At 68.2% G+C, this 12,525-nt stretch carries 11 protein-coding genes; 3 read left to right on the top strand and 8 right to left on the bottom strand.

The features are described from left to right. Nucleotides 1-147 precede the first annotated feature (147 nt). Complete coding sequence (locus ABL843_RS06050; protein ID WP_418119304.1) at nucleotides 148-1,077, bottom strand: LysR family transcriptional regulator; 930 nt, start codon at nucleotides 1,075-1,077, stop codon at nucleotides 148-150. A 93-nt stretch (nucleotides 1,078-1,170) separates the two neighbouring features. Here ABL843_RS06050 and ABL843_RS06045 point away from each other — a divergent pair, with 93 nt between their 5' ends. Both ABL843_RS06045 and ABL843_RS06040 read left to right on the top strand, forming a co-directional pair. Then, nucleotides 1,171-2,151, top strand: a complete 981-nt coding sequence (locus ABL843_RS06045; protein ID WP_418119303.1) for a Bug family tripartite tricarboxylate transporter substrate binding protein — start codon at nucleotides 1,171-1,173, stop codon at nucleotides 2,149-2,151. A gap of 57 nt (nucleotides 2,152-2,208) precedes the next feature. After that, complete coding sequence (locus tag ABL843_RS06040; RefSeq protein ID WP_418119302.1) at nucleotides 2,209-3,273, top strand: PdxA family dehydrogenase; 1,065 nt, start codon at nucleotides 2,209-2,211, stop codon at nucleotides 3,271-3,273. 72 nt (nucleotides 3,274-3,345) lie between these two features. Here ABL843_RS06040 and ABL843_RS06035 read toward each other — a convergent pair whose 3' ends face one another. From ABL843_RS06035 to tal, 3 genes are all read right to left on the bottom strand, one after another. Continuing rightward, the gene (locus tag ABL843_RS06035; RefSeq protein ID WP_126025705.1) at nucleotides 3,346-3,684 is read right to left on the bottom strand and encodes a DUF805 domain-containing protein; all 339 of its coding nucleotides are present in this window, start codon (nucleotides 3,682-3,684) and stop codon (nucleotides 3,346-3,348) included. 144 nt (nucleotides 3,685-3,828) lie between these two features. Beyond that, nucleotides 3,829-5,382, bottom strand: coding sequence for a glucose-6-phosphate isomerase (pgi, locus tag ABL843_RS06030; protein ID WP_418119301.1), 1,554 nt, complete (start codon nucleotides 5,380-5,382; stop codon nucleotides 3,829-3,831). A gap of 2 nt (nucleotides 5,383-5,384) precedes the next feature. Next, nucleotides 5,385-6,338 (bottom strand): transaldolase, encoded by a 954-nt coding sequence (gene tal, locus ABL843_RS06025; RefSeq protein ID WP_184635013.1) that lies wholly within the window; start codon nucleotides 6,336-6,338, stop codon nucleotides 5,385-5,387. 301 nt (nucleotides 6,339-6,639) lie between these two features. Here tal and ABL843_RS06020 point away from each other — a divergent pair, with 301 nt between their 5' ends. Then, nucleotides 6,640-7,302: a lipocalin family protein gene (locus ABL843_RS06020; protein WP_418119300.1), complete on the top strand. Its 663-nt coding sequence runs from the start codon at nucleotides 6,640-6,642 to the stop codon at nucleotides 7,300-7,302. Here the strand turns inward: ABL843_RS06020 and ABL843_RS06015 are convergent. The 4 genes from ABL843_RS06015 to ABL843_RS06000 form a co-directional block, all read right to left on the bottom strand. Next, nucleotides 7,248-7,910: an HAD family hydrolase gene (locus tag ABL843_RS06015; RefSeq protein WP_418119299.1), complete on the bottom strand. Its 663-nt coding sequence runs from the start codon at nucleotides 7,908-7,910 to the stop codon at nucleotides 7,248-7,250. The genes ABL843_RS06020 and ABL843_RS06015 overlap by 55 nt on opposite strands. 12 nt (nucleotides 7,911-7,922) lie before the next feature. Next, nucleotides 7,923-8,975, bottom strand: a complete 1,053-nt coding sequence (locus ABL843_RS06010) for an ABC transporter ATP-binding protein (RefSeq protein WP_418119298.1) — start codon at nucleotides 8,973-8,975, stop codon at nucleotides 7,923-7,925. A 141-nt stretch (nucleotides 8,976-9,116) separates the two neighbouring features. Continuing rightward, a complete protein-coding gene (locus tag ABL843_RS06005; protein ID WP_418119297.1) occupies nucleotides 9,117-11,366 on the bottom strand; it encodes an ABC transporter permease in 2,250 nt (749 codons plus the stop codon). After that, on the bottom strand, nucleotides 11,367-12,383 hold the full coding sequence (locus ABL843_RS06000) for an ABC transporter substrate-binding protein (protein ID WP_126025698.1): 1,017 nt from the start codon (nucleotides 12,381-12,383) through the stop codon (nucleotides 11,367-11,369). Between the last annotated feature and the right edge of the window lie 142 nt (nucleotides 12,384-12,525).

Genomic DNA, 12,525 nt, shown 5'->3' with positions numbered 1-12,525 from the left:
CTGTCGGGTCGCCGTGCCGCGAATTCTGGAGAAGCACGCCTTCGGTTTTGGTACTGCCGCCGCCATCACCAGTACTTTCATGCACCAGTTGGCTAGTGAATTCCCTAGTTAACGCAATACAGCATGGAAAACAGCAGCACAAAGGCTTCAGGCGCCGCCCAGCAGCTGGCGCCGCAGCTGCGCCGCCGCGGGCGACAGCGCCCGGTCGGTGCGGGTGATCAGGCAGATCGGCGGCACGCGCACCGGCAACTCCACCGGCACCACGCGCAGCACGCCGAGACGGGCGTAGTGGCCGGCCTGCGAGGCGGGCATCACGGCCGCCATGTCGGAGTTCTCCAGCAAGGCGGTGATGGCAATGGGCGATGCCGTTTCGATGATGTCCAGCCGCTCCCGTATGCCCGCCTCGCGCATCGCCGCCTCGAAGCGCCCGCGCTGCGGCGAGCCCGGCGGCTGCAGCACCCACGACCAGCCCGCCATCTCGGCCAGCGTGACGTTGCCGCGCTCGAACACCGGGTGGGCCGCGCGCACCACCACCACCTGCGACTCGCCCAGCAGCGGCACGCTCGCGTACTTCGCCTCGTCGTGGCCGTCGGTGAGTCGGCCCAGCACGAAATCGACGTCGCCCTGCTCCAGCTGCGCCTGGATCACGTCGCTCGTCTCGACCACCACCGACACCGCCACCTGCGGATGCCTGCGGTGGTATTCCACCAGCGCCGGCGCCAGCAGCTGCGGCACCGCGCCGGGCACGCTGCCCACGCGCAGGGCGCCGCTCAGGCCCGAGCGCAGCGCCAGCATCTCCTCGCGGGCGGTGCCGAAGTCGCTGAGCACGCGGCGGGCGTAGCGGATCAGGATCTCGCCGTAGGGCGTGGGCTCCATGCCGCGCGCCAGGCGCTCGAAGAGCTTCTCGCCCAGCGAATCCTCCAGTTGCTGCAGCAGCTTGGTGGCCGCCGGCTGGCTGATGTTCATGGCCTCGGCCGCCCGGCCGAGGTGGCGATGGGCGTCGAGCCGGGCCAGCAGCAGCAGCTGGCGCGGCCGCACGAGGAGCATCAGCGAGGCGTCGGAGGGGCCTTGGGTCATGCACAAAAGTATATGGATCCGCAGGCTTTTTCGATTGGATCGCGCGGACGATGCTCCGTACGCTAGCCCCACTACAAGCAGGAGACAGACCCGATGAAGCCCTCTTTTCTCGCCCGCGCGGCAGGGTTGGCGGCCACCATGCTGCTCACGGCGGCGCCAGCCGGCGCACAGCAGCCGGCCTATCCCGACAAGCCGATGCGCATCATGGTCGGCGCCTCCCCCGGCGGCGGCACCGACATCCTGGCGCGCGTGCTGGCCGACAAGTTCTCGCCCGCGCTGAAGCAGCCCGTGGTGGTGGAGAACCGGCCGGGCGCCTCCAACACCATCGCGGGCGAGCTCACGGCCCGAGCGCCGGCAGATGGCGCCACGCTGCTGCTGGCAACCAACACGGCGCAGGCGGTGGCGCCGCACATCCTCAAGCTCAAGTACGACCCGCTGAAAGACCTGCAGCCCGTCGGCCTGGTGGCCGTGATGCCCAACGTGCTGGTGGTGTCCTCCAACTCGCCCTACAAGTCGGTGAAGGACCTGGTGGCGGCCATGGCCGCGAAGCCGGGTGCTTTCAAGTACGCGTCCTCGGGCATCGGCAGCACGCAGCACGTGGGCGGCGAGGCCTTCAACCTGGCGACGGGCATGAAGTCGATCCACGTGCCCTACAAGGGCAGCTCGCAGGCGCACGTCGACATCATCGCGGGCGAGGTCGACATGATGTTCGACAGCACCTCCTCGGCCATGGGCCAGATCAAGGCCGGCAAGTTCCGCGCGCTGGCGGTGAGCGCGCCGCAGCGCTCGCCCGAGCTGCCCGACGTGCCCACGCTGGCCGAACAGGGCATCAAGGGCGCCGACGTGTCGACCTGGTACGGCCTGTACGTCACGGCCGGCACGCCGCGCCCCGCGGTGGAGCGGCTGAGCGCCGAGCTCTCGCGCACCTTGAAGCTGGCCGACGTGCAGACGCGCATCAAGGCGCTGGGCGGCGAGCCCGGTGGCCTGACCGGCGAACCCTTCGCGGCGATGAACCGGCAGGAGTTCGACCACTACGGCCAGCTGGTGCGTGACGCCAACATCAAGGCCGAATGAGGCGGCCGGCTCTCTTTTTCTCCCTCTTTTCTTCTTCAACCGCACCCGACCGACACCATGTCCCCTTCCTCCTCCAAGACTTCAGGCGTGACCTCCGCCAAGCCCCGCATCGCCGTGCTACTCGGCGATCCGAGCGGCATCGGCCCCGAGATGGCGGTGAAGCTGCTCGCGCGGCAGCGCAATCTCGACGCCGCGCGCGTACTGCTGATCGCCGACCCGGTCGTGCTCGCGTCCGGCGAGCGCATCGCGGGCGAAAAGCTGAACCCGCTGCGGGTCGACAGCCTCGATGCAGTGCGCTTCGAGGACGGGCGCCCCACCCTCCTCGCCATGGATTGGATGGAGGGTCGCGAGCCGGTGCTCGGCGAATCGAACGAACGCTCGGGCCTGGCCTCGTTCGAGGCGCTGGAACTGGCCACGCTGGCGGTTCGGCGCGAGCAGGCCGAAGGCATCCTCTTCGCGCCGCTCAACAAGCATTCGCTGCGCCTGGGCGGCCTGGTGCACGAGGACGAGCTGCGCTACATGCAGGAGCGCTTCGCGGTGGAAGGCTTCGTCTGCGAGTTCAACCTCACCGGCTCGCTGTGGACTTCGCGCGTGACCTCGCACATCCCGCTGAAGGACGTGGCCAGCCACATCACGGTGCAGGGCGTGAGCGACGCGGTGAAGATCATCGCCAGCGCCTTGCGGCGCGCGGGCGTGGCGCATCCGCGCGTCGCGGTGACCGGGCTCAACCCGCACGCGGGCGACGGCGGCTCCATCGGCATGGAGGAGATCGAGATCATCGCGCCCGCCATCGAGCAACTGCGCGCCGAGGGCCTCGATGCGCGCGGCCCCTTCTCGCCCGACACGGTGTTCATCGGTGCGCGGCGCGGCGACGTGGATGCTGTGGTGTCGATGTACCACGACCAGGGCCAGATCGCGATGAAGCTCATGGGATTCGAGCAGGGCGTGACGCTGCACGGCGGCCTGCCGGTGCCGGTGGCCACCTCGGCCAGCGGCAGCGCATTCGACATCGCGGGCAAGGGCATCGCGAAGATCGAGGGGCTGCAGCAGGCATTCGACCTGTGCGTGCGCATGGCCAGCGGCGCGCCCGTGCGCGAGCAGGCACAGGCGGTGGCGGCCTGACGCATCGCACGAAGCAAGGCAAAAAGAAAAGGGCCGCTTGCGCGGCCCTCTTGCATTGAAATCCCGGAAGACTCAGGCAGAGACAACCGGCGCTTCGCCGTAGTTGTTGGACGCGGGCTGCGAAGGCTGGACGTAGAAGTAGATCAGCACGAGGTTGACGATCGGGATGATCATCAGGAGCTGGAGCCAGCCGCTCTTGCCGATGTCATGCAGGCGGCGGGCGCCCACTGCCAGCGCGGGCAGCAGGAAGGCCAGGGCCGCGATGCCGTAGACGTACTGGTGGATGAGGCTGGCGACGATCAGAACGATCACCTCGGCCAGCACGAACCACCAGTACTCGGAACGCGATGCACGGCCGTTGAAATCGGCGTACTTGTTGAAGCAGGTCTTGACCGCTGTTTGAAAATCCATCGTTCGACTCCTCTTTTGTGATTGGTCCCAGGGAAATTTCCCGGGGCCATCATATCGATGCGTCTTTCAACGGCAAATACAGCCGGAAGCCATAGCCTGGCTTAAAACAAAAGGCTCCGAAATCGCTTTTCCCGCGGCCCTCGATCAGCTTCCGAGCCGCTTCAGCAGCCCCGCGGTGGAGGCATCGAGCCCCGTGATGTCGCCCGATGCGAGGCGCGGCTCGATGTCCTTGGCGAGCACCTTGCCGAGCTCCACGCCCCACTGGTCGAAGCTGTTGATGCCCCACAGCGCGCCGCTGGTGAACACGCGGTGCTCGTACATCGCGAGGAACGCACCCAGCGCCTCGGGCGTGAGCTTCTCGAACACGAAGAAGCTGCTCGGCCGGTTGCCGGGGAAGTTCCTGTGGCCGCCCTCGTCGAGCTTGCCCACCATCAGCGCCTGCGCCTGCGCGAGCGCATTGGCCAGCAGCTTGGGGTGGTGGCCTTCGAGGTCGTGCGAGGCATCGCGCACCGCCACGAACTCGAGCGGCGTCACGTCGGTGCCCTGGTGCAGCATCTGGAAGTAGGCGTGCTGGCCGTTGGTGCCGGGCTCGCCCCACAGCACCGGCGAGGTGCCGAAGGCCAGCGGCTTGCCGTCCGCGTCGACCTGCTTGCCGTTGCTCTCCATCTCGAGCTGCTGCAGGTAGGCCGGCACGCGCTTCAACGCGCTGTGGTACGGCGCGATGCTGCGGCTCGTGAACTTGTGGAAGTTGCGATACCAGACATCGAGCAGCCCGAGGCGCACCGGCAGGTTGCTCTCCAGCGGCGCGGTGCGGAAGTGCTCGTCCATCGCATGCGCGCCTGCCAGCAGCCGGCGGAAGCCCTCGGCACCGATCGCCAGCGCGATCGGCAGGCCGATGGCCGACCACAGCGAATAGCGCCCGCCGACCCAGTCCCAGAAGCCGAAGGTGGTGTCGATGCCGAACTTCTTCGCCGCTTCCACGTTGGTGGTGAGCGCGGCGAAGTGGCCTGCGATGTCGGTGCCGCCCGACTGCTCGTACCAGCGCCTGGCCGATTGCGCGTTGGTCATCGTCTCGGCGGTGGTGAAGGTCTTCGAGGCGATGAGAAACAGCGTGTGCTCGGGCGCCAGCCCCTGCAGCACGCCGGCCAGCTCGTGGCCATCGACGTTCGAGACGAAGTGGAAGCGCTTGCCCGGCGCGGCGAATTCGGCCAGCGCCAGCACCGCCATCTGCGGGCCGAGATCGGAGCCCCCGATGCCGATGTTGACCACGTCGGTGATCGTGTGGTCGGCGCGCACCTTCTCTGCATAGGCCAGCATCGCGTCGAGCGTGGCATGCACCTCGCGCAGCTCGCTGGCCGTCTTCGGGCCCGTGGGCGCATCGGCCGGCGCGCGCAGCAGCGTGTGCAGCACGGCGCGGTCTTCGGTGTTGTTGATGTGCTCACCGGCGAACATGGCGTCGCGATGCGCCTCCAGGCCGCATTCGCGCGCCAGCTTGAAGAGCAGTTCCTCGGTGCGCGCGTCGATCAGGTTCTTCGACAGGTCGGCGAACACGAAGGGTGCCTCCTGGCTGAAGCGCTCGAAGCGGCCGGCGTCTTCCACGAAGGCATGACGCAGGTCGAACTGGCGGCCCGCGGTGTCGAAGCCGGCCTGCAGTTGCGTCCAGGACGGCGCGCGGTCGCAGCGAAGGGTCATGGCCATCTTTACTTGCCGCTTTCCTGCATGAGCTTCTCGAGCTTCACGGCGTCGGCCGCGAAGGCGCGGATGCCTTCGGCCAGCTTCTCGGTGGCCATGGCGTCTTCATTGAGCGCGAAGCGAAAGCTCGCCTCGTCGTAGCTGACCTTGGCGATGTCGGCGCCGGTGGCCTTGGGGTCGAGCGCATGCTGCAGCGGCTCGTTGCTCGCGGCCAGCTCCGCCAGCAGCTCGGGGCTGATGGTCAGCAGGTCGCAGCCGGCCAGGGCCTTGATCTGCCCCACGTTGCGGAAGCTCGCGCCCATCACTTCGGTCTTGATGCCGTGCTGCTTGTAATAGGCATAGATCTGGCGCACCGACTTCACGCCGGGGTCGTTGGCACCGGCGCTCTCCGCCTCGTTCCAGTTGGCGCCGGCCGACTTCTTGTACCAGTCGTAGATGCGGCCCACGAAGGGCGAGATCAGTTGCACGCCCGCCGCGCCGCAGGCCACGGCCTGCGCGAAGGAGAACAGCAGCGTCAGGTTGGTGCGGATGCCCTTGCGCTCAAGCTGGCGCGCGGCCTCGATGCCTTCCCAGGTGGAGGCCACCTTGATGAGCAGGCGCTTTTCGGTGTCGATGCCTTCGGCCTTGTACAGCGCCACGATGCGCTCGCCGCGCGCGACGGTCGCGGCCGTGTCGAAGGACAGGCGGGCGTCGACCTCGGTGGAGACGCGGCCCGGGATGATGGAGAGGATCTCGGTGCCGAAGCGCACCAGCAAGCGGTCGATGACTTCGTCGAGCGGCTTGCCTGCGTGCTTCTTCACGGTCTCGTCGAGCAGAGGCCGGTACTCGGGCTTCTGCACGGCCTTGAGGATCAGCGACGGATTGGTGGTCGCGTCCTGCGGCTTGGAAATGCTGAGCTGTTTGAAGTCACCGGTGTCGGCGACAACGGTGGTCCACTGGCGGAGTGCATCGAGTTGGTTCATGAAATCATTATCCTGTGCCGGTTGTGACAAGACCTGCACGCAGTTGCGCGTCGGCCGATGTTTTCATGCGCACCGTAGCACGGGTTTCCGCGCGGCTCCATCGGCCTGAGCCGAGTGGGGTTGTCGGTTTCTTCTGCGGTTTCCGCCCCCGCTGGTGTCCCCTGGCTCTCCCCTTGGCGCCCTACAGCGCCTGTGGTCCGTGGCTGACGGCCCGGCGCCCGCCGCGCGGCTAGGCTTTGCCGTACTGCGAATGTCTTCAGCAGTTTCAGCAGACGCAAAGTCTTTCCCTTCAGGAGCCCCCATGACCACTCGCCGACCTCCCGCCAACGTCAGGCCCTTCGACGACCGTCGCACCAGCCATGCGATCGGCGCGATGGCCACGGCCTTCGTCGTGGGCGGGGTGGCAACGTGGTTCGCGCTGGGTGCCGCACGCACGGCGCGTGCCCAGCCCGCGGGCCCCGCGGACGGCGCCCCGCTGATGCGCGCGCCACTGCAGGTGGTGGCGCCGGTCGACCTGGAGCGCTATGCGGGCGTCTGGCACGAGCAGGCCCGGCTGCCGAACCGCTTCCAGAAGCAATGCGCGGGCCCGGTGAGCGCCGAGTACACGCCCCAGCCCGACGGCACGGTGCGCGTGGTCAACCGCTGCGTAAGGGAAGACGGCAACTTCGACGAGGCCGTGGGCACCGCCCGCGTGGTTCCGGTGGCGGGCCAGCCCGGCGCGGGCCGGCTCGAAGTGCGCTTCGCCCCTGCGTGGCTGAGCTGGCTGCCGATCGTCTGGGGCGACTACTGGATCCTGAAGCTGGACCGCGACTACCAGGTCTCGCTGGTCGGCACGCCCAACCGCGAGTACCTCTGGGTGCTCTCGCGCGCGCCGCGCCTGGACGACGCGGTGCTGCAGGCCGAGCTGGACTACGCCCGCAGCCTGGGGTTCGACACCGCCAAGGTGACGCTGACCGGCAGGTAACGCTGCAGCTGCGAGGGCAGCATGGCGGGCGAGGTGCAGTGGATGGCGTGCCAGCCGAAGGCGCGCGCCGCCTCCACATTGGCGGCCGAGTCGTCGATGAAGACGGTCTGCTCGGGATCGAGCGCGTAGCGCATCGCCAGCAGCTCGTAGATCTCGCGCTCGGGCTTGAGGAACTTCACGTCGCCCGAGAAAACGCCGCCGTCGAAGCGACCCATGAAGGAATGCCGGCGCTCGATGGCGCGGGCGTACGGCGAGGGCATGTTCGACAGGTAGTAAAGCCGCAGCGGCTGTCCCGCGTCGCGAAGGGCGATCAGCTGTTCGAGCATCTCGACGGTGACGCCGATGGGCTCCAGCCGCTCGCCCAGCCCGTCGAGCATGGCGAACAACGGCTCGGGCGGCAGCCCCAGCCGGGTCGACATGCGGGCGATGGAATCGGCCAGCGTGCGGGTGCCGCAGTCGAAGCTGGTCCAGTCGTCGTGATGGAAAAGCGCGCGGCCCATGGCCGCCGCGGCGGCTTCAGTGGATGCGTGTGGGGCGAGATGGGCCTGTACAAGCCGGGTGGGCTCCCATGCGAACAGCACGGCGCCCAGGTCGAAAACCACGTTCATGGCCCGATTGTTTCATGCCCCGGGCACCACGCTCACGCCATGGGCTCCCAGGGACAGGGTGGCCTGGGCGCCGGCCGCCAGCGGGCTCGACAGATCGGTCGACACCACGAAGACCGGCCCCAGACTGGTGTCGAAGCCGTATTCGTAGAAGCTGCCGAGGTAGGCCGACTTGCGCAGCGTGGCGGGCAGGCCGCCTCCCATATCGGCAGTGCCGATGCGCCAGGCCTCGGGCCGCACCGCCACCTTCACCGTGCCGGGCGCCACCGCGTAGCGCGGCTGCAGGCGCAGCGGGCCCAGCGCCACGCTGCCGTCGGCCTCGGCCACCGCCGGGAACACCATCGCCTCGCCCATGAAACCGGCGACGAACTCGCTCTCCGGCCGGCCGTAGAGCTGCTCGGGCGTGCCGCGCTGGGCGATCACGCCGTGATCCATGACGATGATCTGGTCGCTCACCGCCAGCGCCTCGCTCTGGTCGTGCGTGACGTAGGCCACAGTCAGCTTCAGCCGCTGCTGCAACGCTCGGATCTCCTCGCGCATCTCGCGGCGCAGCCGGGCGTCGAGGTTCGACAGCGGCTCGTCGAAGAGCAGCACCGCCGGCTCCAGCACCAGTGCGCGCGCCAGCGCCACCCGCTGCTGCTGGCCGCCCGAGAGCTCGCTGGGCAGCCGCTCGTCGAAGCCGACCAGCCCCACGCCGCGCAGCGCCTCGCGCGCCCGCGCCGCGGCCTCCTCCTTCTTCACGCCGCTCATGCGCAGCCCGTAGGCCACGTTCTCGATCACGTTCATGTGCGGGAACAGCGCGTAGCTCTGGAACATCATGCTCACGTTGCGCTCGGCCGGCCCCAGCGTGGTGACGTCGCGCCCGCCCATCAGGATCGACCCCGAGGTGGGCGACTCGAGCCCCGCGATCATGCGCAGCGTGGTCGTCTTGCCGCAGCCCGAGGGGCCGAGGATGGTGGTGAGCGTGCCCACCGGCACCTCGAAGCTGATGCCCTTGACGGCCAGCGGCGCGTTCTTGTCGCTGCCGTAGCGCTTGGTGACGTTGCGGAATTCGATGCCGTTGCTCATGAAGTCAGAACCTCAAATTTCAGAACGCAGAAGTCGCGAAGATTGCGCAGAAGTCGCAAAAGAAAACCAAAGGAAATTTCTGGATGTTCCTTTCGCGACTTCTGCGCAACTTCTGCGACCTCTGCGTTCGACTGCCCGTATTCACTGGGTCAACACCGGCGCGGTGCCGCGCCGTCCCAGCCTGCGCTCGCCGACCACCCATTGCACCAGCGCGATGGCCAGCGACATCAGGATCATCAGCACCGTGCAGTACGCCAGCGCGATGCCGTAGTCGCCGTTGCCCACGCGGCCGATGATGTAGGTGGTGGCGAGCTCGTTCTCGGCCGTGACCAGGAAGATCACCGCACTCACCGTCGTCATCGCGCGCACGAAGCTGTAGACCAGCGCGGCCACCAGCGCCGGCTTCAGCAGCGGCAGCACCACCCGGAAGAGCGTCTGCGAGGTCGATGCGCGCAGCATCAGCGAAGCCTCGTCCAGCGAGCGGTCGAGCTGCTTGAAGGCCGCCGTGCCGGCGCGCACGCCCACCGGCAGGTTCCGGAACATGAAGCACAGCACGATGATCAGCCCGGTGCCGGTGAGCTCGAAGGGCGGCACATTGAAGGCCAGGATGTAGCTCACGCCCAACACCGTGCCCGGAATCGCGAAGGCCAGCAGCGCGCCGAACTCGAAGAGGCCCTGCCCCCTGAACTCGTTGCGCGCCAGCAGCCACGCTATGAGCAGGCCCAGCGCGGCAGTGATCGGCGCCGAGATGCCCGCCAGCTTGAGCGTGGTGAGCAGCGAGTTCCATGCGGTACCCGCCCACACCAGCCCGAACTGCCCCCATTCGAGCGAGAACGCCGTCCTGAAGTGGTTCAGCGTGAAGGTGTAGTCGCGCCCCCAGGTCTGCACGAAGCCGCCGGCGAAGGCGAACAGGTAGACCACGGCGGTGAACGCGATCCACGGCCCGGCGATGCAAAGGATGGTGCGGCGCACGCCGTCGGGCAGCGCCATCGGAATGCCGGCATCGCCCTTGCCGCTGACGGTGGTGTAGTTCTGCTTGCCCAGAAGGCCGCGCTGCAGCGCGAAAACGCCGAGCGCAAAGAGCGTGAGCACCCAGGCCAGCGAGGCCGCGCGGCCCTGGTCGTACTGCGCGCCGACGATGGCGAAGAAGATGTCGGTCGACAGCACCGAGAACTGCCCGCCCACCACCACCGGGTTGCCGAAGTCGGCGATGCTCTCGATGAAGCCCACCAGGAAGGCGTTGGCCAGCCCGGGCTTCAGCAGCGGCAGCGTGATGGTGAAGAAGGCCCGGCGGCGGTCGGCGCGCAGCATCTGCGCGGCCTCCTCCAGGCTGGGCGCGATGCCCTGCACCACGCCGCGCATGATCATGAAGGCGATGGGCGTGAAGGCGAAGAGCTGCGCCACCAGCACGCCCGGCATGCCGTAGAACCAGCGCGTGGGCTCGATGCCGAAGGCGCTCTCCAGCACCTGGTTGACGATGCCCGCGCGGCCGAAGAGCAGGATCAAACCCAGCCCCACAACAAAGGGCGGCGTGATGATCGGCAGCAGCGCCAGCACCCGCAGCGCGCCCTGCCCGCGCTTGCTGCCGCGCTCGGCCATCAGCGCCATCAGCGTGCCGAGGAAGGTGGTTCCGGCGGCCGTGAGCAGCGCAAGCACCAGCGTGTTCCAGGCCACGCCACAACGCACGCCGCCCGCAAGGCAGCCCAGCCCCCAGATGCGCTCGGTGAACACGCGAGCGAAGAAGGCGGCGGCCGACCATTGCCCATCTTCATCGAAGAAAGCGCCCGACAGCGCCTTGCTCACCGGATAGGCGATGAAAAGCGCCATCAGCACGCCGCAGCCGACCACCGCGGCGGACACGAACAGGTCGCCCTTGAAGAGCCCCAGCCGCGCGATGCCGAAGGCCGCCAGCAGCACCAGCGCCGTGAGCGCCACGAAGCCGCCCGCGCCGAGGCCGAACTGGTTGACCGCCAGCTCGCCGAACTGCGCGTTGAGCACGGCCACGCTCCAGCCGCGCGCGCCGATGGTGAAGCCGGTAGCGGCGAGCCCCAGCGCGCCGATCAGGCCGCCGGCCAGCAGCCAGCGCCCCTGCGTCCTGCCGGCCGGAAGCCACGCGCCCACGGCGCACAGCAGCAGGCCGGCCAGGCCCACGAAGAGCCAGACGCGGCCCTGCGTGGCGGCCTGCATCAGCCCGTTGGCGCCCTCCCCCTGGCCGAAGACCTGCGGAACGGCCTCGTACCAGGTCGAATCCTGGATCGCATACCAGGGCAGCAGCAGGTAGGCCGCGAAGCCCAGAGCGATCCACGCCCGAACCCAGCGCTGCGAGCGCCGGGCCGCGGCGAGCGATGCCGGATTGGCCGGCGCGCCCGCGTCGATAGCACCCGCTTTCACTTAGCGCGGCAGCGAGTTGACTTCCTTCTCCCAGCGCGCGATCAGGCGGCGGCGCTCGGCGCTGGCGCCGTACTTGGCGTAGTCGTAGTTGATGAACTTGATCTTCTTGAAGTCGGGAATGCGCGGATCGAGCTTGGCGTTCACGTTGCTCGGCAGCTGGAACTGCTTGTTGGCGGCGCCCAGCTCCTGCGCGGCGGGCGTGAGCGCCCATTCGTAGAACTTCTTGGCGGCGTCGAGGTTGCGCGCGCCCTTGACGATGCTCATGGAGCCGATCTCGGCGCCGGTGCCGTCGCTCGGGGTGATGGTCTCGACCGGGAAGCCCTGCATCTTCTCGCCCGGGCCGTCATGCACGAAGCTGATGGACACGGCCGTCTCGCCGCGCGCCACCGCCTTGATCGGGCCGGTGCCCGAGCGGGTGTACTGGCCGACGTTCTTGTGCAGCGCCTTGAGGTAGTCGAAGGCCTTGTCCTCGCCCATGAGCTGCACCAGCGTGGCGATCATGGTGTAGGCCGTGCCGCTGGAGGCCGGGTTGGCCACCTGGATGTCGCCCTTGTACTCGGGCTTGAGCAGGTCGGCCCAGGTCTTGGGCACGGGAAGCTTCTTCTTGGCCAGCAGCTCGGGGTTGTAGCCGAAGCCCAGCGGACCCGAGTAGATGCCCACCGTCTTGTAGCCCGACTGCTTGGCCTGCTGCTGCGCCCAGGGGTGCAGCTGCGGCAGCGTGGGCGACTTGTATTCGAGCGTGAGCCCCTGCTCGGCCGCCTGCAGATGCGGGTCGCCGGTGCCGCCGAACCAGACGTCGGTCTTGGGGTTGTCCTTCTCGGCGATCAGCTGGGCCAGCGCCTCGCCCGAGCCCTTGAGCGCCATGTTGATGCGCACGCCGGTGGTGCGGGCGTAGACCGTGGAGATCACGCTGCACCATTCGGCCTGGACCGAGCAGATCACGTTGACGGTCTGGGCCGAAGCCGTGGCCGACAGGCCCAGCAGCGCTGCCGCGGCAAGAAACTTGTTCTTGTTCATCTGGTCTCTCTTCCTCTGAGCAATAAAAAAAGGCCTCGCGGCCATCGGGCAGCGTAGCTTTTGTACAGGCTTCGCGAATCCGTACAAGTACCATCGCGGGTGGCGCAGTCGCCTTTGCGACGAGGAGTCGCGACCGGGGCGG

The sequence above is a fragment of the Variovorax sp. 350MFTsu5.1 genome, assembly GCF_048302515.1.
In the GTDB taxonomy this organism is placed as follows: domain Bacteria; phylum Pseudomonadota; class Gammaproteobacteria; order Burkholderiales; family Burkholderiaceae_C; genus Variovorax; species Variovorax guangxiensis.
Note: the sequence above shows the minus strand (reverse complement) of the source record. Positions and strands in the feature narration are given on the sequence as shown.